The organism is Micromonospora sp. WMMA1947 (assembly GCF_027497355.1).
GTDB lineage: Bacteria > Actinomycetota > Actinomycetes > Mycobacteriales > Micromonosporaceae > Micromonospora.
Window position 1 is genome coordinate 5,590,415 of record NZ_CP114909.1, and the last position, 20,226, is coordinate 5,610,640.

Annotated in this window: 17 protein-coding genes; 7 read left to right on the top strand and 10 right to left on the bottom strand. The window is 72.9% G+C overall.

Going from position 1 to position 20,226, the window contains the following annotated elements; translation table 11 throughout:
- Nucleotides 1-144 precede the first annotated feature (144 nt).
- Together O7604_RS26400 and O7604_RS26405 are read right to left on the bottom strand one after the other, a co-directional pair.
- Nucleotides 145-1,284 (bottom strand): acyl-CoA desaturase, encoded by a 1,140-nt coding sequence (locus O7604_RS26400; protein WP_281578129.1) that lies wholly within the window; start codon nucleotides 1,282-1,284, stop codon nucleotides 145-147.
- Between the two features lie 16 nt (nucleotides 1,285-1,300).
- Nucleotides 1,301-2,392, bottom strand: a complete 1,092-nt coding sequence (locus tag O7604_RS26405) for a ferredoxin reductase (RefSeq protein WP_281578130.1) — start codon at nucleotides 2,390-2,392, stop codon at nucleotides 1,301-1,303.
- Between the two features lie 84 nt (nucleotides 2,393-2,476).
- On the opposite strand from O7604_RS26405, the gene O7604_RS26410 reads away from it, so the two are divergent.
- The 4 genes from O7604_RS26410 (at nucleotide 2,477) to O7604_RS26425 (ending at nucleotide 6,213) form a co-directional block, all read left to right on the top strand.
- Entirely contained in the window at nucleotides 2,477-3,700 is a 1,224-nt protein-coding gene (locus O7604_RS26410; RefSeq protein WP_269706701.1) for a helix-turn-helix domain-containing protein, read from the top strand.
- Nucleotides 3,701-3,806: 106 nt separating this feature from the next.
- The gene (locus tag O7604_RS26415; RefSeq protein WP_269706702.1) at nucleotides 3,807-4,793 is read left to right on the top strand and encodes a nitroreductase; all 987 of its coding nucleotides are present in this window, start codon (nucleotides 3,807-3,809) and stop codon (nucleotides 4,791-4,793) included.
- Nucleotides 4,794-4,836: 43 nt separating this feature from the next.
- A complete protein-coding gene (locus O7604_RS26420; RefSeq protein WP_281578131.1) occupies nucleotides 4,837-5,574 on the top strand; it encodes a serine/threonine protein kinase in 738 nt (245 codons plus the stop codon).
- 468 nt (nucleotides 5,575-6,042) lie between these two features.
- Nucleotides 6,043-6,213, top strand: a complete 171-nt coding sequence (locus tag O7604_RS26425; protein WP_013285860.1) for a hypothetical protein — start codon at nucleotides 6,043-6,045, stop codon at nucleotides 6,211-6,213.
- Between the two features lie 88 nt (nucleotides 6,214-6,301).
- Here the strand turns inward: O7604_RS26425 and O7604_RS26430 are convergent, their stop codons facing one another.
- The gene (locus tag O7604_RS26430) at nucleotides 6,302-6,562 is read right to left on the bottom strand and encodes a hypothetical protein (RefSeq protein ID WP_269706704.1); all 261 of its coding nucleotides are present in this window, start codon (nucleotides 6,560-6,562) and stop codon (nucleotides 6,302-6,304) included.
- A 19-nt stretch (nucleotides 6,563-6,581) separates the two neighbouring features.
- The gene (locus O7604_RS26435) at nucleotides 6,582-8,366 is read right to left on the bottom strand and encodes an N-acetylglutaminylglutamine amidotransferase (RefSeq protein ID WP_281580007.1); all 1,785 of its coding nucleotides are present in this window, start codon (nucleotides 8,364-8,366) and stop codon (nucleotides 6,582-6,584) included.
- 233 nt (nucleotides 8,367-8,599) lie between these two features.
- Between O7604_RS26435 and glnA the strand changes: the two genes are divergently transcribed.
- Both glnA and O7604_RS26445 read left to right on the top strand, forming a co-directional pair.
- Nucleotides 8,600-10,024: a type I glutamate--ammonia ligase gene (gene glnA / locus O7604_RS26440; protein ID WP_281578132.1), complete on the top strand. Its 1,425-nt coding sequence runs from the start codon at nucleotides 8,600-8,602 to the stop codon at nucleotides 10,022-10,024.
- Nucleotides 10,025-10,165: 141 nt separating this feature from the next.
- On the top strand, nucleotides 10,166-11,308 hold the full coding sequence (locus O7604_RS26445; RefSeq protein WP_269706706.1) for a glutamate--cysteine ligase: 1,143 nt from the start codon (nucleotides 10,166-10,168) through the stop codon (nucleotides 11,306-11,308).
- A 34-nt stretch (nucleotides 11,309-11,342) separates the two neighbouring features.
- On the opposite strand, the gene O7604_RS26450 is transcribed toward O7604_RS26445, so the two are convergent.
- Nucleotides 11,343-12,170 (bottom strand): PIG-L family deacetylase, encoded by an 828-nt coding sequence (locus O7604_RS26450; RefSeq protein ID WP_281578133.1) that lies wholly within the window; start codon nucleotides 12,168-12,170, stop codon nucleotides 11,343-11,345.
- 73 nt (nucleotides 12,171-12,243) lie between these two features.
- Here O7604_RS26450 and O7604_RS26455 point away from each other — a divergent pair, with 73 nt between their 5' ends.
- The gene (locus O7604_RS26455; protein WP_281578134.1) at nucleotides 12,244-12,957 is read left to right on the top strand and encodes a hypothetical protein; all 714 of its coding nucleotides are present in this window, start codon (nucleotides 12,244-12,246) and stop codon (nucleotides 12,955-12,957) included.
- Between the two features lie 52 nt (nucleotides 12,958-13,009).
- On the opposite strand, the gene O7604_RS26460 is transcribed toward O7604_RS26455, so the two are convergent.
- The 5 genes from O7604_RS26460 to O7604_RS26480 all read right to left on the bottom strand — a co-directional run bounded on the left by O7604_RS26460 (nucleotide 13,010) and on the right by O7604_RS26480 (nucleotide 20,096).
- Nucleotides 13,010-15,838 (bottom strand): glycoside hydrolase N-terminal domain-containing protein, encoded by a 2,829-nt coding sequence (locus tag O7604_RS26460; RefSeq protein ID WP_281578135.1) that lies wholly within the window; start codon nucleotides 15,836-15,838, stop codon nucleotides 13,010-13,012.
- A gap of 153 nt (nucleotides 15,839-15,991) precedes the next feature.
- Entirely contained in the window at nucleotides 15,992-17,008 is a 1,017-nt protein-coding gene (locus tag O7604_RS26465) for a nitroreductase (RefSeq protein ID WP_269706709.1), read from the bottom strand.
- Nucleotides 17,009-17,010: 2 nt separating this feature from the next.
- Nucleotides 17,011-18,093 carry a hypothetical protein gene (locus O7604_RS26470; protein ID WP_281578136.1) on the bottom strand — a complete coding sequence of 361 codons (1,083 nt, stop codon included), beginning with the start codon at nucleotides 18,091-18,093 and terminating at the stop codon, nucleotides 17,011-17,013.
- Nucleotides 18,090-18,530, bottom strand: coding sequence for a hypothetical protein (locus O7604_RS26475; protein WP_013285846.1), 441 nt, complete (start codon nucleotides 18,528-18,530; stop codon nucleotides 18,090-18,092). Before O7604_RS26475 ends, O7604_RS26470 begins: the two co-directional genes overlap by 4 nt.
- A gap of 3 nt (nucleotides 18,531-18,533) precedes the next feature.
- Nucleotides 18,534-20,096 carry a phenylacetate--CoA ligase family protein gene (locus O7604_RS26480; RefSeq protein WP_281578137.1) on the bottom strand — a complete coding sequence of 521 codons (1,563 nt, stop codon included), beginning with the start codon at nucleotides 20,094-20,096 and terminating at the stop codon, nucleotides 18,534-18,536.
- Between the last annotated feature and the right edge of the window lie 130 nt (nucleotides 20,097-20,226).

Below are 20,226 nucleotides of genomic sequence, written 5' to 3' on the forward strand. Positions count from 1 at the left end.
GCCCCGACGGGCGCGAGTGTACGGGGAGGCGCGACTGTCACGACGGCCGCGAAACCGGCTCTGAGCTGCGGTGACGCCGATTGTGCAGCAGGTGGTCAGGTGCCGGCCGGTGAACGTTCACCGGCCGTGCACCGGACGGGCGGGTCAGGCCGTACCGGAGGAGGCCAGCGCGGCGGGGGCGATCGGCTGCCGGCTGTCCTTGCGGTTGGGCAGCGACAGGCGGATGACCTTCCACCAGGCGGAGGCGACCTGCTTGGGCAGCGGGCCGGTGGTGTAGTGCAGGCCGTACCTGTCGAACAGCGCCCGCACCTGCGGGGCGATCTCCTGGTAGCGGTTGCTGGGCAGGTCTGGGAAGAGGTGGTGCTCGATCTGGAACGACAGGTTGCCGGTCATGATGTGCATGAGGCGGCTGCCGCTGATGTTGGCCGAGCCGAGCATCTGGCGCAGGTACCACTCGCCGCGGGTCTCGCCCTCGATGGAGGTCTTCTCGAACGTCTCGACGCCGTTCGGGAAGTGCCCGCACATGATCACCGAGTGGCTCCACACGTTGCGCAGGAGGTTCGCGGTGAACGTGGCGGCGAGCGTGGACAGGAACGACGGGCCGGACAGCAGCGGGTGCACCACGTAGTCCTTGAGCACCTGGCGGCGGATCTTGCGGCCGACGGCCTTGGCCTTGGCCCGGAACTTCGGGTCCTTGAGCTTGCGCTGCTTGAGGTGGTCGCCCAGCTCCATGTCGTACGCGGCGATGCCGTACTCGAAGAACGCGGCGTTGAGCAGGTTCCACAGCGGCTGACCCAGGTGCATGGGGTGCCACGGCTGGTCCTCGTCGACGCGCATGATGCCGTACCCGAGGTCGTTGTCCTTGCCGACGACGTTGGTGTAGCGGTGGTGCAGCTCGTTGTGCGACTGCTTCCACTGGTCGGCCGGGGAGACGTGGTCCCACTCCCAGGTGGTGGAGTGGATCTTCGGGTCGCGCATCCAGTCCCACTGGCCGTGCAGGACGTTGTGCCCGATCTCCATGTTCTCCAGGATCTTGGCGACCGTGAGCCCGGCCGTGCCGACGACCCAGGCCGGCGGGAACAGCGAGAACAGCAGCACCGCCCGACTGCTCATCTCCAGTGTCCGCTGGGTCTTGACCACCTTGCGGATGTAGCGGGCGTCCCGCTCCCCCCGGTCGGCGAGGACCCGGTCCCGGATCGCGTCCAGTTCCTTGCCGATGATCTCGATGTCCTCGGCGCTCAGGTGGGCGATCGGGTTGACGGCCTTCTTCTGGATGACGGTCACGTTGGGTGGCTCCTGTTCAGAGATCGATGTCGCAGGTACCGGCGGCGGCCGACACGCACGTCTGGACGAGCACGCCGTCCCCCGGTACGGCCGTGGTGACGTCGCCGTTGCGCAGGTCGCGGACGGCGCCCTGGCGCAGCGGTACGACGCAGCCGAAGCAGATGCCCATCCGGCACCCGGAAGGCATCAGCACTCCGGCGTTCTCCCCCGCGTCGAGCAGGGTGGTGGCGCCGTCGGACTCGACGGTCACCCCCGCCCCGGTGAAGGTCACCGTGCCTCCCTCGCCCGGCGTGATCACCGTCGGGCGGAACCGCTCGGTGTGCAACCGCTCGACGAGGCCGTTCGAGGACCAGTACCCCTCAACCGCGTCGAGCATGCCGATCGGTCCGCAGGCCCACGCCTCGCGGTCGAGGTGGTCGGGCACCAGGGCGGCGAGTTCGGTGACGTCGAGCAGGCCGTCGGTGTCGGTGTGCCGCTCGATCAGCCGCAGCGCGCCGCGGTCGGCGAGCGCGCGCAGTTCCGCGCCGAAGATGACGTCGTCGCGAGTGGGCGCCGAGTGCACGAGCACCACGTCGGCCCGGTCGGCAAGCCCGGAGCGCAGCATCCCCATGACCGGGGTGATGCCGCTGCCGGCGGTGAGGAACAGGACGCGCTCGGGCGTCGCGGCGGGCAGCACGAACTCGCCCTGGGCCTGGTCGAGGTGCACGATGGTGCCGGGCCGGATCCGGCGTACGAGATGGTTGCTGACCTTGCCGTCGGGGATCGCCTTCACCGTGACGGAGATCCGGCCGTCGGTGGCGTCCGGCGGCGAGGTGAGCGAGTACGCGCGCCACTGGCGCACCCCGTCGACGTCCACGCCGAGGCGGATGTACTGCCCGGGGGTGTGGCCCTGCCAGGCGCGGCCGGGCTGGATCACCAGCGTGGCGGCGTCGCGGGTCACCGGGTGGACGGCGACGATCCGCCCGCGCAGCGGGGCGCCGGCGCGCAGGGGCGCGATCAGGTCGAGATAGTCGTCGGGCAGCACCGGTGTGGTGACCGCTCCGGCCAGCCGCAGCAGCCTGTCCCGGAAGGTGACCTTCTGAGGGCGGCGGGAGGCAGTTGTGGTCATATGACCAGCGTGACCGCCCGATCGCATAACATCTTGACCGTCAAAGGTGAAACAGTCCCGGTTTTTTGTTCGGAGGGAACAACGATGACGTCGGAGGCCGGTACGGGGCAGCGCGCCGCGCACCTCAACCTCGACGCCGGGGTGGCGGAGACGCTGCGCGCCCGGCTGCCGATGGTGGCCGAGCGGACGGTCTCCGCGATCACCGCCGAGGTACCGGACTACTCCGGCGCGCTCACCGGCGCCATGCGAGCGAAGATCGAAAACGCGGTACGCATCGCGCTGGGAACGTTCCTCCAGCTCATCGAGGGTACCCAGGCGTTCGACCCGAGCACTCCCCTGGCCCCGGCGCTGGAGGCCGCGTACGCGCTGGGCAGCGGCGAGGCCCGCTCGGGGCGCAGCATGGACGCGCTGCTGGCCGCGTACCGGGTGGGCGCCCGGGTGGCCTGGCGCGAGGTGTCCACCACGACGGTACGGAGCGGGCTGGCCGCCGAGACGGTGGCCGAGTTCGCCGAGCTGATGTTCGCCTACATCGACGAGCTGTCCGCGGCGAGCGTGGCCGGGCACGCCGACGAGCTGGCGAGCGCCGGCCGGATGCGCCGCCGCAGCCTGGAACGGCTCACCCAGCAGTTGCTGGCCGGCGAGCCGGAGGAGTCGCTGCGGCGCAGCGCGGAGCGCGCCGACTGGCCGCCGCCGCAGACGCTGACAGTGGTGCTGCTGCCCCGCCGGCACCTGCGCGCGGTGCTGGCGCTGCTCAGCCCGTACACGCTGGAGAGCGGGGAGGACCTGCCCGGCGTGAATTCGGTCGAGGATCTGGCCGTCCTGCTGGTGCCGGACATGCACGGCGGCCGGCGCCGCCAGCTCACCCGGCTGCTGCACGGGCACCGGGCGGTGCTCGGCCCGGCCCGGCCCTGGCACCGGGTCGCCGCGTCGTACCAGCGGGCCACCCGGGCGCTCGCGCTGGGACTCGGCGAGCCGGACGCCGGGCCTGTCGACACCGAACGCCACCTGGCCACGCTGCTGCTCAGCATGGACCCGGAGGCCCTGGCCGACCTGCGCGCGCAGGCGCTCGCGCCGCTGGCACCGCTGCCCCCGGCCACCGCGCACCGGCTGGCCGAGACGCTGCGGTCGTGGCTGCTGCACCAGGGACGCCGCGACGACGTGGCAGCCGACCTGTTCGTGCACCCGCAGACCGTCCGCTACCGGATGGGCAAGCTGCGGGAGCTGTTCGGCGACCGGCTGCACGACCCGGCCACGGTCCTCGACCTCACCATCGCTCTCGCCGTACCCCCGGAGCCGGACGACACCTGACGCCGCGCCGGGGCGCACGGCCCTCTGCGGCCGGGACCTCCGGCCCTGTCCGCCCGCGACGGCGGCGGGCAGGGTCGGAAGGGGACGAGCAACCAGGAGGGCCGCCATGAACAGCTCATCGACCCGCACCGACCAGGACCCGAGGGTACGGGTGCTGGAGGCGGCCGCCCGGCAGTCCCTGCACGCCCCGTCGGTGTTCAACACCCAGCCCTGGCGCTGGCGGATCAGCGGCGACGTGCTGGAGCTGCGCGTCGAGCCGGACCGGCAACTCGCCCACACCGACCCGGACGGCCGGTTGCTCATGCTGAGCTGCGGCGCCGCCCTGCACCACGCGCGCGTGTCCTTGGCGGCGGCCGGGTGGGCGGTCACCGTCGAGCGGCTGCCCGAGCCGTCGCTGCTGGCCCGGGTGCGTACCACCGGCCCCGCCGACCTGGACGTGCCGGCGGGTCGCCTGGTCGACGCCATCCCGCGCCGCCGCACCGACCGCCGGGCGTACGGGGACCGGCCGGTGCCGGAGGCGGTGCTGTCCCGGCTCGGGGACGCCGTCGAGGCCGAGGGCGCGCACCTGCACGTGGTCCGGCCGGACCAGATGCCGATGCTCGCCGTCTCCACCGGGCGCGCGGCGGACGCGGAGCTGGCCGACCCCGCGTACCGGGAGGAGCTGCACCACTGGACCCACCGGCCGGCAGGCAGCGGCGACGGGGTGCCAGCCACCACCGCCGTGCGACCGTCCCCTCGGCGGGTGCCGCTGCGCGACTACGCCCCCGGCGAGGCGGCCGGGCTCAGCGCGGGCACGGACTTCGACCGGGGCGCGGCGTACCTGATCCTGTTCGGTGACTCCGACGAGCCGGCGGCCTGGCTGCGCGGCGGCGAGGCACTGTCGGCGCTGCTGCTCACCGCCACCGCCGAGGGCTTGGCCAGCGCGCCGCTCAGCGACGCCGTGGAGGTGGCCTGGCCACGCCGGATGATGCGCGACCTGCTGGCGGGCATCGGCGATCCGTACCTGGTGGTGCGCGTGGGCTGGGGCCCGGACGGGGATCTGCCGCCCGCGCCGCGCCGCGCGCCGGCCGACGTGATCGAGGTGGTGGACTAGTCACGGGGGCCTGGTGCGCCCGGCCCCGTCGTAGCCTCGACGGGTGTGGAACCTCGACCCGGCCGGCGCGTTCGTGGTCTTCGGCGATCAGGACTCCGGGTGCGTCTCCTACGGCGTGGAGTCGGCGGGCCGACGCTGGTTCGTCAAGCGGGCACGGACACCTGCCGCGCGTGAGTCGCTGACCCGCGCGCTGGGCCTGCACGCCGCCGTCCGGCACCCTGCCGTGGTCCGGCCCGAGATGGTGCGCGACGGCACCGACGGCCCGACGCTGGTGTACCCGTGGTGCGACGGCGTCGTGCTCAACCACGCCACCACCGGCGGCGGCAGTGACCGGAGAGGCCTGGCCCGCTTCCAGCGGCTGCCGGTCGCCGAGGTCCGTGCGGCGCTGGACACGATCCTCGACGCCCACCTGGCCGTGAGCGCGGCCGGGTACGTCGCCGTCGACCTGTACGACGGCTGCTTCCTCTACGATTTCGACGCCCGCCGGATGCGGCTGATCGACCTGGACGAGTACCGCCCGGGGCCGTTCGTGCTGGACTCCGACCGGCTGCCCGGCTCCCGTCGTTACCTGTCGCCGGAGGAGCTGACCCGGGGCGCGACGATCGACGAGCGCACGACAGTCCATGCGCTGGGCCGGACGCTGCACCACCTCCTCGACGGGCCGGCCGGCTGGCGGGGCAGTGCTCTTGAGCGCGCGGTCGTCGACCGTGCCACCCGGCCCGGCCCGGCGTCGCGGCAGGCCACGGTGGCCGATCTGGTCCGCGACTGGCGGGCCACCTGATCCGCCGGCCGTCCACGGTGGTGGCGGGTGCCCCGGCCCGGATCGTGACTGTCGGTTACGGCGGCACCGATCTCGCGCGGAGTCGCACAGGGTAACGAGGCGCGGGCCCGGTCGGATGACCGATTTCTCACCGGACCGCCCCTGAGCAGCGTAGATGCGCGACGGGTCGCCCGCGGCGCCCATGCACCTCCGCGCCCTTTGCTCTGCAGCCGCATACGCGGCAGTGGCGGTGAGTCACTGATGCGTCGATGGCGGCAGAGCAAAGGGCGCGGGGTGGGTCATGCCGAGGAAAAGGCTGGCGCTACCGTCCGTGACGGCGAGCCCGAGGTGGGCCGCCCCTAGCGGCCGTACCGCCCCGGTGGGTGACCGCGGGCCGTCGCGGGAAACCGGCTCCCGGCGCTCGTCCGGCGCTTAGCGTGGGACGAGGGGCGGCCTGCCCGGGGCGCCGGTGAGCGGAGGGAGAACGCGGTGACGGAGCCGGAGGAGGAGCAGGAGAAGACCCGCAAGACCGATCGGGTGCTGTTCTCGCCCGACGGCGACCCGCACCACACGCTCGCCGAGGCGCCCCAGCCGGACGAGCACCTGCCGCCCACTGTCACCCGGGACGGCCACACGGACGTGCTCGACGACGAGCAGTGAGCGCACCGTCCCGCCCGGCTCGCCGGCCGGGCGGGACGTGTCGCGCTCAGACCGGCGGAGCCTCGTCGACGCCGGGACCTGTTGACGGTCAGACCGGCGGGATGCCGGAGCGGCCGATGTCCGACATGTCGTCGCCGATCTCGGTCCGGGTGCCGGCCACCGGACCGGCGCCGGCCTCGGTCCGGTCCTCGAGGCACGCGTCGCCCAGCCCGTGCATCAGCTCCCCGACCACGGCGAGCGCCGAGCCCTTGTCCGGGCAGGGCGTCCCGGTGGCGAGCACCTGACCGTCGCCGCCGACGACGGTGAATCCCACAGTGCCGTCGGCCTCGCTCTCGATGACGAACTTCATCGTGCTCCTCCCGCCCCGCTCAGCTCACGCCGTGCGTCTGCAACCACAGCTCCAGCAGGCCCAGTTGCCACAGCTTGTTGCTGCCGGCGGCGGCCTGGGCCCGGTCCGGCTCGGCCAGCAGCTCGTCGACGTACGCCCGGCGGAACAGCCCGCGCCGGCGCGCCTCGGGCGCACCCAGCGCCTCGACCACCAACTCTCGCACGGGACCGTCGACGTTGCGCAGCGCCGGCACCGGGAAGTAGCCCTTGGGCCGGTCGATGACCTCGGCCGGCAGCACCTCGCGGGCCACCTCCTTGAGCACACCCTTGCCGCCCTGGGCCAGCTTGTGCTCCGGCGGGCACGCCGCGGCGAGCGTGACCAGGTCCTGGTCGAGGAACGGCGTCCGTACCTCCAGCCCCCACGCCATGCTCATGCTGTCCACCCGCTTGACCGGGTCGTCGGGCAGCATCAGGTGGGTGTCCAGGCGCAGCACCGCGTCCACGGCGGTCTGCGCGCCGGGCGCGGCCAGGTCCGCGGCGACCAGCTCGCCGCTGGCGTCGTGCTCGCAGGCGTACGCGGGGTCGACCACCCGGTTCAGCTCGGCGTGGTCGCGGTCGAAGAACGCGGCGGTGAACCCGGCCGCCGCGTTCTCGCGGGCCGCGTCGGCCAGCTGGTGGTGGTAGCCGTACCCGGCGAACACCTCGTCGGCGCCCTGGCCGGACTGCGCCACCTTCACGTGCTTGGCGACCTGCTCGGAGAGCAGGTGGAAGGCCACCACGTCGTGGCTGCCCATCGGTTCGGTCATGGCCGCGACGGTGGCGCGTACGGCGGGACCGAGGTCGCCGTCGGCGAGCCGGATGCGGTGGTGGTCGGTGCCGAACGTGCGGGCCACCAGGTCGGAGTAGTGGAACTCGTCGCCGGTCTCGTCGCCGCGGCTGTCGAAACCGATGCTGAACGTCTGGAGGTGGTGCTGTCCGGCGCGGTCCAGCAACGCCACGATCATGCTGGAGTCGAGGCCACCGGAGAGCAGCACGCCGACCGGCACGTCCGCGACCAGCCGGCGGCGTACGGCGGTGCGCAGCGCGTCCCCGACGGCGGCCCGCCAGTCGGCGGCGTCCATGCCGTCGTGGGCCGGGTCGCGCCGGTACTCGGGCCGCCAGTAGACGCGCTCGCGGCTGCGCCCGTCGGCCTCGACCACCCGCACCGTGGCCGGGGGCAGCTTGCGGATGCCGCGCAGGATCGTGCGCGGCGCCGGGACGATGGAGTGCCAGGACAGGTAGTGGTGCAGCGCGACCGGGTCGATGCCGGTGTCCACGTCGCCGCCGGCCAGCAGCGCCGGCAGCGTGGAGGCGAACCGGAGCCGGCCGGGCGACTCGGCGAGGTAGAGCGGCTTGATGCCGAGCCGGTCGCGGGCCAGCACGAGGCGGCGGCACCGGCGGTCCACCAGCGCCACGGCGAACATGCCGACCAGGTGGTCGACGAACCGCTCCCCCCACTGCGCGTACGCCACCAGGATCACCTCGGTGTCGCTGGTGCTGTGGAACGTGTGCCCGGCCGCGCGCAGCTCGTCACGCAGTTCCGGGTAGTTGTAGACGCAGCCGTTGAACACCAGGGCCAGGCCGAGGTCGTCGCGGACCATCGGCTGGGCGCCGGCCTCGGACAGGTCGATCACGGTGAGCCGGCGGTGCCCGAGGGTGATCCAGCCGTCGCTCCACGTGCCCTCGCCGTCCGGGCCGCGGGAGCGCATGGCCGCGGTCATCCGGGTCACCGCGGCGGCGTCGGGGGCGGCCCCGTCGAATCTGGCCTCACCGCTGATCCCGCACATCTCAGCGTCCACCGGTCAGTCGCGGAGCACCCACCATGCCAACCTCCCGCCGCGTCGTCTCCCGGGCGGTCCGCCGGGTACGGCGACTACCCGGGCTGTGGCGAAGGAAACCCGGATGGGCGGTTGGCGAGCCGGGCACGGCGTGTCGTCGTACGGTGGCGGTACGGGCCATGTCCCCGGGCGGTCCGGCCACGGGACGTGGCCAGGATCAACGACGCCTGCCAGGAGGACGTGTGTTCGCCAATTCCGAGGAACTCCTGCGATACCTCACCGACGAGGACGTGAAGTTCGTCGACGTACGTTTCTGTGACCTGCCCGGCGTGATGCAGCACTTCAACCTGCCGGTCGAGTCGTTCGACGACAGCGTCTTCACCGACGGTCTCGCCTTCGACGGATCCTCGATCCGCGGCTTCCAGTCGATTCACGAGTCGGACATGCTGTTGCTGCCAGACGTGTCGACCGCCTTCATCGACCCGTTCCGCGCGCAGAAGACCCTCGCGTTGAACTTCTTCGTCCACGACCCGTTCACCCGCGAGGCGTACTCCCGCGACCCCCGCAATGTCGCGAAGAAGGCCGAGGCGTATCTGGCGGCGAGCGGGATCGCCGACACCGCGTACTTCGGGGCGGAGGCGGAGTTCTACATCTTCGACTCCATCCGCCACGAGACCTCCGCGCACCAGTCGTTCTACTACATCGACTCGATCGAGGGCGCCTGGAACACCGGGCGGGTCGAGGAGGGCGGCAACCGCGGTTACAAGACCGCGTATAAGGGCGGCTACTTCCCGGTGCCGCCGGTGGACCACTACGCCGACCTGCGCGACAGCATGGTCCGCCGGATGGTGGACGCCGGTTTCACAGTGGAGCGGTCGCACCACGAGGTGGGCACCGGCGGCCAGTCGGAGATCAACTACAAGTTCTCGACGCTGCTGCACTCGGCCGACGAGCTTCAGCTGTTCAAGTACCTGATCAAGAACGAGGCGTGGGCGCACGGCAAGACCGCCACGTTCATGCCGAAGCCGGTGTTCGGTGACAACGGCTCCGGCATGCACACCCACCAGAGCCTCTGGCGTGGCGGCGAACCGCTGTTCTACGACGAGACCGGCTACGCCGGCCTGTCCGACACCGCCCGCTGGTACATCGGCGGCCTTCTGCACCACGCACCCTCGCTGCTCGCCTTCACCAACCCGACCATCAACTCCTACCGTCGTCTCGTCCCCGGCTTCGAGGCACCGGTCAACCTCGTCTACTCGCAGCGCAACCGCTCCGCCTGCACCCGCATCCCGGTCACCGGCAGCAACCCCAAGGCCAAGCGCGTCGAGTTCCGCGTCCCCGACCCGTCCAGCAACCCGTACCTGGCCTTCTCCGCCATGCTCATGGCCGGCCTCGACGGCATCAAGAACAAGATCGAGCCGCCGGCCCCGATCGACAAGGACCTCTACGACCTCCCGCCGGAGGAGTGGGGCGACGTCAAGCAGGTGCCCGGTTCGCTGTCCGAGGCGCTGGCGGCGCTGGCGACCGACCACGACTACCTGCTCGACGGCGGGGTCTTCACCGACGACCTGATCTCCACCTGGATCGACTGGAAGAACACCAACGAGGTCGACCCGGTCCGGCTGCGGCCCACCCCGCACGAGTTCGCGCTCTACTTCGACTGCTGACCCGTAGCGCCACCGCCCCCGCCACCCGCGGGGGCGGTGGTCGGCGGAAACGGCCTCGGGCCGGGCCCTGTCCTCGTACCGTCGAGACATGACTCCGCCTCACGACGACACGCCGACCGTTCCGTGCCGGTGGAGCCGTCGGTGAGGCCGCGGCCCACCACCACCGCCACCACCACCCCGCAGATCCCCACCGTCCTGACCCTCGGGGTGGAAGAGGAGTTCCTGCTGCTGGACCCGGACACCGGCGAGAGCATGCCGGTCGCCGACCGGGTGCGCCGCGCGCTCTCCGGCACCGCCCGCGAGCAGAGCCGGCAGGAGTTCCGGCACAGCATGGTGGAGATGGTCACGCCGGTCAGCCCCGATCTCGCGGACCTGCGGGAACACCTGGTCACGCTGCGCCGGGCAGCCGCCCGGGCGGCCGACGCGGCCGGGGCGCGACTGGTCGCGGTCGGCGCCACGCCGGTCTGCGAGGCCCACCGTACGGTGCCCGACGAGCAGCGCTACCACGACATGTCACGCCGGTTCGGCCCGGTCGCCCACGACCCGGCGGTCTGCGGCTGCCACGTGCACGTCGGCGTGCCCGACCGGGAACTCGCCGTGCAGGTCTGCAACCACCTGCGCCCGTGGCTGCCGGTGGTGCAGGCGCTCACCGCGAACTCGCCGCTGCACGACGGGCGGGACACCGGCCACGCGAGCTGGCGCTCGATGCAGCTGGAACGGTGGCCGAGCATCGGACCGACGCCGCACTTCGACTCCGCCGCCGACTACGACGCCACGGTGGCGGACCTGATCACCGCCGGGATCATGCTCGACGCCGCGATGGTCTACTGGTACGCCCGCCCGTCCGCGTCGTACCCCACTGTGGAGGTCCGCGTCGGCGACGTCTGCCCCACCGTCGACGACACCGTGCTGGTCGCCGGGCTGGTCCGGGCGCTCGTCGCGACGCTGATCGACGACGTCCGCGCGGGCGTGCCGGCTCCCCGTATCCGGGACTGCCTGGTCGCCGCCGCGCACTGGCGGGCCGCGCACGACGGCGTGGACGGCAAGCTCGTCGACCTGCGCACCGGGCGGCCCCGGCCCGCCTGGGACCTCGTCGACGACCTCGTCGTCACCGTCACGCCCGCACTGACCCGCCACGGCGACCTGGATCTGGTCGGGCGTGAGCTGGAGCGGGTGCGCCGGGACGGCACCGGCGCCACCCGGCAACGACGGATCATGGCCGCGACCGGCGGGGACGTCCGCGCCGTGCTGGAGCACCTGGCCGCGCAGACCGTCTCGACGTGAGCCGATGACCGCCCCGGGCCGGGCCCGCGACCGGTCAGCGCAACCCGGCGAACAGGTCGTCCTCCGGCGTCGCCGCGCCGGTGGTGTCGCGCACGCGCACGAACGTCTCCATGCCCATCAGTTCGGTGAACCGCTCCTGGCCCAGGCGCAGGAAGAAGATGTTCTCCGCCTGGCTGGCGTGGGCGGCGAGCGAGGCGAACTTCTGCCCGCCGAAGCCGCGGGTGTCGACCCAGGTGGTGATGTCCTCGTCCGGCAGGCCCAGCGCCGGCATCTCGTCGGTCGCCTCCGGCTCGGGGAACTCCACCCCGATCTCCCGCATGACGGTGCCGAACTGCTGGAACGCGCTGCGCGGCACGGTGGTCCAGTAGACCTTGGCCGGGATGCCGGTCTGCTCGACCGCGGCCATGGTGATGCGGTGGGCCTGGATGTGGTCCGGGTGGCCGTAGAAGCCGTTCTCGTCGTAGGTGACCACCACGTCGGGGCGGTAGCGCCGGATCAGCTCGGCCAGCCGGTCGGCCGCCTCGGCCACCGGCGTGTTCCAGAACGCGCCGGGCGCGTCGTTCGTCGCCCAGCCCATCATCCCGGAGTCGCCGTAGCCGAGCGTCTCGAGGTGGGTGACCTTCAGCGCCTCGCAGCTCGCAGCCAGCTCGGCGCGGCGCATCTCGACCACGGCCTGCGGGTCGTGCCCGGGGTCGCCCGGCTTGATCCCGCCGGGACCGTCGCCGCACCCCCCGTCGGTACACGTCACGAGCACCGTGGTGACGCCCTCGGCCGCGTAGCGCGCCAGGACGCCGCCGGTGCTCGTCGCCTCGTCGTCGGGGTGCGCGTGCACCGCCATCAGGGTCAGGGATCGATCGGTCACCCCGTCACCATACGAGCATCGGCCGACGAACTAGCATTGCCCGGTCCGCAGACGGCGACGGAAGCGAGGCGCGATGGGTTGGCTCCAGCGGTTGCTCGGTGGCGGACGGGTCGAACTGGACCCCGCACGTCAGCAGGAGCTGCTGCGGGACGTGCGGCGGTCCTACGGGGCGCACGCCCGCCTCCGGTTCCCGGAGCAGGCCGACGCGATCACCCGGCTGCTGTCCGACGACGACGGTCTCGTGGTGGCCGCCGGGATCGTCTGCGAGGCCGCCGACCAGGCGCACGCGGACCTGCTGGCCCAGGCGCAGGAGGTGTTCCGGCGCACCGGGCGGCGGCTGCTGGTGCACCGCCGCAACTACCGGCCCCTGTGGAAGGAGGCCGGGCCCGCGCTGCGCTGGCCGCTCGGCGCGCTGCCCAGCGGGCTGCACCCGTACGCGCAGGTCAGCGCCGCCGTGGCGGTGGTGGGCGGGCGGGCCGACCGGCTGGACCGGGTCACCGACCCGCAGCCGTTGGTGACGCGCCTGTTCGAGGTGCTCGACCTGACCACGGCCGGCTGGGAGTTCGGCCGGGTGCGTGTGGACACCGACAGCGCGACGCTCGTGGAGCGGCTGATGGGCACCGGCGCCCGGGTGCTCGCGACGATGGACGACCCGCCCCGGCTGCCTCCCGCGGTGCGGGAGATGATGCGCCGCAACCACCGCATCGCCGTGTACGACCCGGCGGGTCCCCGGGTGGTCGGCGAGCTGAACCTGGGTGCGCGGCTGCGCGAGACGCTGCTGGCCTGACCGGCGGTACGCCCCGCCCCGGCCGGGTGGCCGCGGCGGGGCGCGCCGGTGCTCAGCTGGTCGTGCAGGTGAGGTTCGCCGGCGGGTTGTTGGTGCCGCCGGCCGAGCCGATGAAGCCGAACGTGGTGGAGCCGCCGGCCGGCACCGAGCCGTTGTAGTCGACGTTGCGTACGGTCACGTTCGCGCCGTTCTGGGTGTGCGTGCCGCTCCAGATCTGGTTGATCACCTGGCCGTTCGGGAACGTCCAGGACACCGTCCAGCCGCGGATCGCGGTGGCGCCGGCGGTCACCGTGACCTCGGCCTGGAAGCCGCCCGACCAGGAGCCGGTGATCGCGTACGTGGCACGCGCGCCGGACGGCGCCGGGGAACTGACGGTCGGGGTCGGGGTCGGGGTCGGCGTCGGGGTCGGAGTGGGTGACGGCGTGGACGTCGGTGTGGCCGTCGGCGACGGCGTCACGCCGGGCCGGGCCGCCCGGTAGGTGCGCCCGGCCCGGACGGTGAACGCGACGACGTCGGACTCCGGGCGGGTGGTGGCGGGTGTGCTGCCGTCGGTGACGTCGGTGAGGGTGAAGGTGCCGGTGAACAGCCGGGACCGCAGCCGCAGCGTGCCGTCGCGGTCGGCGCGGACGGTGATCTCGTCGGCCTGGCTGTTGCTCCAGGCCAGCGCCACCGTGTAGCCACCCCGGCCGCGCAGGCCCGCTACCTGCCCGGCGGGCCAGGCACTCGGCAGCGCGGGCAGCAGGTGCAGCTCGCCGGTGTGGCTGTGCAGCAGCATCTCCGCGATGCCGGAGGTGGCGCCGAAGTTGCCGTCGATCTGGAACGGCGGGTGCAGGTCGAACATGTTCGGCGCGAGCCGGTCGGTGCGGACCAGGTCGCGCAGGAGCTTGTGAGCGCGGGCACCGTCCTCCAGCCGCGCCCAGAAATTGATCTTCCAGGCGAGGGACCAGCCGGTCCCGTCGTCGCCGCGCAGCTCCAGCGTCCTGCGGGCGGCCTCGTACAGCGCCGGGGTGCCCCGCCTGGTGATCTGGTTGCTGGGATGCAGCCCGTACAGGTGGGAGACGTGCCGGTGGGTGCGCTCGGTCTCCACCCAGTCGGCGAGCCACTCCTGCACGTTGCCCCGGGAGCCGACGCGGCTCGGGGGCAGCCGGTCCTTGGCCGTGCGCACCTGGGACCGGAAGGTGGTGTCGACGCCGAGCACCTCGCTGGCCCGGGCCGCGGCGTCGAACAGGTCACGCAGGATCTGGTTGTCCATCGTGGGCCCGGCGCAGACGCTGGCGTTCGCGTGGTGCGCCAGTTCCGGCGAGTTCGACGGGTTCGTCACCAGGTAGCCGAGTGTCGGGTGGGCGACCAGGGTGTCGAGGAAGAACTGGGCGGCGCCCTTGAGCGCCGGGTAGTTGGCCTGCAGGAATCCGCTGTCGCCGGTGAACAGGTAGTGGTCCCAGATGAGCGTGCTCAGCCAGGCCCCGCCGGTCTGCCACATGCCCCAGAACGCGCCGTCCACGACCGACGCGCCCCGCCAGGCGTCGGTGTTGTGGTGGGTGACCCAGCCACCGGCGCCGTACTGCGCCTGGGCGACCCGCGCGCCGGTCACCGTGAGGTCCTTGACCATGTCGAAGACCGGCAGGAGGCACTCGGACAGGTTCGTGGTGTCGGCCGGCCAGTAGTTCATCGGCAGGTTGGCGTTGACCGTGTACTTCGAGTCCCAGGACGGCGTCAGCGAGTCGTTCCAGATGCCCTGGAGGTTCGCCGGCTGGGTGCCCGGCCGCGACGAGGAGATCAGCAGGTACCGCCCGAACTGGAACAGCAGCGCGGCGAACTGCGGGTCGTTCGCGCTCGCGTGCTGCGCGATCCGTACGTCGGTGGGCTGGTCGGCGGCGGCGGTACGGCCCAGGTCGATCGTGACCCGGTCGAACAGCGCCTGGTAGTCGGCGCGGTGGCGGGAACGGAGCTGGTCGACGGCGACGCCCTTGGCGGCGTTCAGCCGGTTGCGGGCGATGCCCTGGTAGTCGCCGTTGACGGTGCGGTAGTTGACGTAGCTGGTGCCGATCGAGATCAGGACCGTCACGCTGGTGGCGCCTGATACCCGCAGCGTGCCGCCGGAGCTGCTGACCGTGCCACCGGTGACGGCGGCGTTGGCCAGCGCGAGGAACCGCACCGAGCCGTTGACCCCCTCCATCGAGCCGGAGATGCCGTCGAGCGCGATCGTGGCGCCGTCCGGGCTGGACACCGTGGTCCGCTGCGGGCTGTCGAACGCGGCGGAGAACGTGACCGCGTTCGCCCGGTCGGCGGTCAGCCGGAGCACTATGACCTGGTCGGGGGCGCTGGCGAACACCTCCCGCTGGTGCCGTACGCCATTGAGCACGTACGTGGTGGTGACGGTGGCGGTGGTGAGGTCGAGCGTCCGGTTGTACTGCGTCGCCCCGCTCGCCGACCCGAAGGAGAACCGGAGGTCCCCGACGGTCTGGTAGGCGAGCTGACCGCCGGGGCTGCCCATCATGGTCTGGTTGATCAGGTCCTGCGCCGAGGTCCACTGGTCGGCGAAGACGCGGCGCCGGATCTCGGCCAGGTTGGCCGCGCCCCGGGTGTTGGCCGAGTCGTACGGGCCGCCGGCCCAGACGGTGTCCTCGTTGAGCTGGAGCCGTTCGGTGTCGATGTTGCCGAACACCATCGCGCCGAGCCGCCCGTTGCCGATCGGCAGGGCGCGCAGCCAGTCGGTGCCGGCCGGTTCGTCGTACCAGAGTGCCAGGTCGTTCGCGGCCAGCACCTGTGGTGGCGCCGCCGAGCCGGCGCGCGCGGTCGCGCTCCAGGCGGCCGGCACCAGCGCGGCACCGGCGCCCGCCGCGGTGGCCTTGATGATGTTTCGTCGTGTCACTTCAGACATGGTTGCTCCCAACCGCGCAGATCAGAGGGCGGGCCCGGGTGCGCGACGGCGCTGTTATCGCTAACAGGTTTCGCTCGCGCACCCGGACGCCGCGTTTCTGCCACTACGCGCCCAGGGCTCCCGACCGGGCGACACATCAGCCAACATGGACTCTCATGGATGAAGTGACATCGCGTCAAGGGGTGTTACCGCTAACAGTTCCGATCCGTGTTTCACGCGCCGGGCCGAGCGGGGCGCGGGGGCGGCCGGCCGGCCCACCCGGGCCACGTGCACGATGCGCTCCGGCGCCACGTCCAGCAGCGTCCCGAGCGCGTCCCGGGTGGCTGCGACGTCGACGAGCTGACTGAGCGGGTGCGCGGCCAGCCCGGCCGTGTGCAGCGTCAGCCACGTCCGCATCAGCACGCGGCCGAACTCGACCTGGCCGGCCGCGTCCAGATCCGGCGGGGCGACGAGCGCCAGCACCGCGCCGCCCTGCGCGAGCGGATCACCGCCCGCGGCGGCGAGCAGCCGGGGCAGCCCGAGCGGACGCAACGCCGGGTACGCCGCGAGCGCCGCCCGCAGCCCGGTGGCCGACGCCCGGCCCAGCCCGAGGCAGCGGTCGGAGAGCCCGTCGGTCCGGTAGCGCGGGCCCGCCCGGTCCAGGCGCAGCCAGCGGCGCAGCTCCGCGACCACCGCCGGGTCCGCGTACACCTGCCGGTCGGCGGTGCGCAGCAGCGCGCGCAGCCGTCCGGCCGCCGGCACGACGCGGGCCGTGCCACCGGCCCGCCGGGCGACCGCGTCCACCGCCGCGACCACGTCGGCGTCCGGGCCGCCGGTGAACCGGCCCCGGTGGGTACGCCGGTCCCACACGTCGGCGGTGCGGAACGGCGTCCGGTACGGCTGCCGAGCCGGACGCAGCCGCCCCACCCGCCGGTCGGACTCGTCGTGGTCGGCGGCCCAGTCCAGCCGCAGCCCCGCGTCGGCGGCGACGATCAGGCAGGTCTCCACGAACGCGCCGAGCGACAGACGCAGGTCCCGCCCGGTCGGGTCCCCGGCGGGCAGCGCGTCGGCCGGGTCCCAGCCGACGGTGATCGCCCAGCGCTCGTAGCGCAGCCGCCACGGCTGGGTGTTGTGGGCGCTCGGCGCCCGCCAGCACAGCGGCTCCAGCGCGCGGAACGCGGCGAGGTCCATGGTCACCGCTCCTTGGCGTAGAACGTGTAGCCGTGCAACGGGCGTCCGCCGAGACGCCGGTACTGGGCCGCGGACGCCGGGTTGTCCCGCCCGACGTACGTGCTGCGCAGCGCCGTGTAGCCGCCGTCGTGCAGGTTGCGGTGCAGGTGCTCCGACAGCAGCCGCTGGTAGCCGCGCCCCTGGAACTCCGGCACCACCCCCTTGACGATCAGCACCGCCTCCCGCCGGTACCGGCGCCGGGTGGCCAGCAGCCGCAACTGGCTGACCGGGTTCAGGTCACCGCGCACCGCGACCAGGAAGTCGCTGATGTCCGGCACGCAGAGCACGAACGCCACCGGTCGCCCGTCGCGGGTCAGGTAGAGCAGCAGGGACTCGTCCAGCAGGTACGCCAGCCCGTCGGTCTGCCGCCGCAGCTGGGCTGCCGAGATCGGCGTGTAGTAGCCGAGCTGGGCGAAGGAGTCGTTGAGCATCCCCCGCAGCAGGTCGAGCTGCTCGTCGAGCCGCCGGGTGCTCCCCCGGTGCAGCTCCAGCCGCGCGCCGTCGGGCTGGACGCCGAGCGCGGGCGGCGGCCCGGCCGGCGGCGGCACCGGGCAGATCCAGGTGTCGGAGACGAACCGGCCGGTGAACCCGTTCTCCTCGTACGCCTCCGGGTAGTGCGGCGGGTTCCACGCGCTGTCCACGAAGCCCCGGTCGGCGTACCCCGAGGTGATCACCCCACCGGCCTGGTTGGGCAGCAGCGCCACCGGCCCGAACAGCAGGTCCCGGCCGGGTTTCGCGTGTGCGGCGATCGCGTCGAACAGCGGCCGGGCGGCGGGAGCGGTGAACTCGGTGAGCCCGAACAGCTGGCACCGGCGGCCCAGCTTGGTGTCGAGGTCCGCGTCGGTGTGCAGCGTGGTCCGCCCGGCCACGGCGCCGGTGGCGTCGCGCAGCACGTACATCGGCACGCCGTCGCGCCACCAGCGGCGGATCTGCTGCCGGGGCGTCGGCACGTACCGGGGCTCGTCGGCGTACAGCCGGTCGGTGAGGGCGAGGAAGTCGCGCAGGCCGCGCCGGCCGGTGACGCGCTCGAACCGGTGGCCGGTCACCGGCGCACCGCCGGTCCGGTCGTCTCCGCGCCCAGCGGCGTGAACCGCTCGATGTGGCCCATCGCGCCGTCCTCGGCCCGCCACGCGCCGTTTGAGTAGCCGTCCGGGGAGGCAGTGTAGAGCCGGATGAACCCGGCGGTGGCGTTGCGGTCCCCGTCGGTCAGCCACATCATCAGCTTGCGGTGGTGCCGCGTGCGGGCGAAACGCAGCAGCGCGTCCCGGTCGGTGAAGAACGCGATGGTGCCGAGCGTCAGCGGGAACTGCCAGTAGACGGTGTGCCAGCAGTAGCCGGACATCCGGCGCATGTCCCGCACCATCCGGATCCAGTCGGGGGCCAGGCGCAGCAGCACCAGCGGGTTCGCGTACCGGGTGCCGCCGATGAACATGGCGCCGGCGCGGGCCTGCGCCGGGGCGCGGGAGAAGTCACGGGTACGCATCGTTCACCTCACCAGGTAGACGTTCTTGATCTTCTGCATGCCGGCGAACGGGCCGCCGTCCGGTTCGTGCAGCTCCACGCGCAGGTCACCGGCGGTCGGGTCCTCCACCAGGGACTGCGCGAAGTCCCGCGACACCGAGGTCAGGTGCGCGCGTACCCCGTCGCGGCACGCGTCGGCGAGCGCCGCGCGGGCCGCGTCGTCCAGCGGGCGGCGCAGCTCGACGTGGATCACCGGCCGGGTCTCCAGCGCCGCGTCCTCGTGCAGCGTCAGGCAGAACCTGTTGATCTCGGCGGCGTACGGGTTGCCGGTGTACAGGCCGTACTCGACGTCCTGGGGGTAGAGGTTCGCGCCCAGGTAGGACACCGTGGAGTCGCTGCGGCCGAACAGCAGCAGCAGTGGCAGCGTCATCCGCTCCTCGGACACCGCGGTACGGAACTCGGCGCGGCGTACCGGGTCGGCGTGCGCCAGTTCGACGATCCGCCGGTACGGCACCAGCAGCGCCTCGTCACCGACGTTGTAGCGCAGCCGGGGCTGGAGCACGTCCGGGCTCGCCACTGTGCACAGCAGTTCGCGCCGCTCGTTCGTCTCCAGGTAGGTGGCGAACGGGTTGTACTGGAACACCATCGGCAGCCGCTGCTCACCCGCGCCGAGCAGTTCCGCCCGCAGTCCCGCGTCGGTGCGCAGCCGCCGCCGCAGCCACACCGTGAACCGGGTCTCCGCGCCGATGCCGATGGTCAGGTCCGACGCCCCGTACGCCGAGCGCACCCGCACGAACCGCTGTTCCAGGTAGTCGCGCAGCGCCTCGGTCATGCCCTCGCCGCCGCAACTGGCGAAGATCCGGTACCGCGACCACGGAAAGTCCTCGGCGTCGAGCCGGTCCCGCAGGTGCTTGAGGAACGGCGGGTACGCGGTCACCAGGTAGTCGTGGCCGGGACCGAACTCGCGCAGCGTGTCGACGATCTTCCCGAGGTCGGGGCCGGTGTTCTTCACGGTGGCGATCCGGGCCATCGCCGCGCCGGTGGTGGTGCCGGTCGCCCAGGCGCCCATCGAGTACGCGTTGATGACGAACGGGCGGCGCATCGGGAACGCCAGTCCGGTGTAGCCGACGATGTCGCGGTGCACCGCCCGCAGTTCCCGCTCGCCGCGCGGCCAGTTGAACGGGCGCCCGGACGAGCCGGCCGACTCGTCGACCACCACGCCCCGCTCCGGCATCCGCCCGTCCCGGCACCGGGCCGAGGCGTCGTACGCCATGACGTACCCACGCTTGTCGGTCTCCGGGAAGTCCCGCAGCCGGCGGCGCAGGCCGCCCGGGCGGGCCCGCAAAAACGCCTGGTAGGCGGGCACCCGCCGGGCGGCGCGCACGCAGGTCGACCGCGCGTTCGCGGCGGCGAGCCGGTCCAGGACCGGGTGGTGACGCCGGGCCAGCCACCGCCAGCCGGCGGGGTGGTGGGCGATGAGCCGGGCCATCGCGGCGACGGCGCGGCCGGCGGGGGCCAGCGCGGCCTCGGCGGGCAGCGGCGTGTCGACGGTACGCGCGGCGGCGTGTCGGTGCAGCGTCTCGGCCATGACAAGAATCCTGTCGAGGCCGCGACGCCGGCACATGAGCGACGAGACGGTACTGCGCTGAGTACCCGTACCCAGGCCGCAAGGCCACCCGAGTCGGCCACGCTCAGTCACCATGGCGACACTCGCCTGG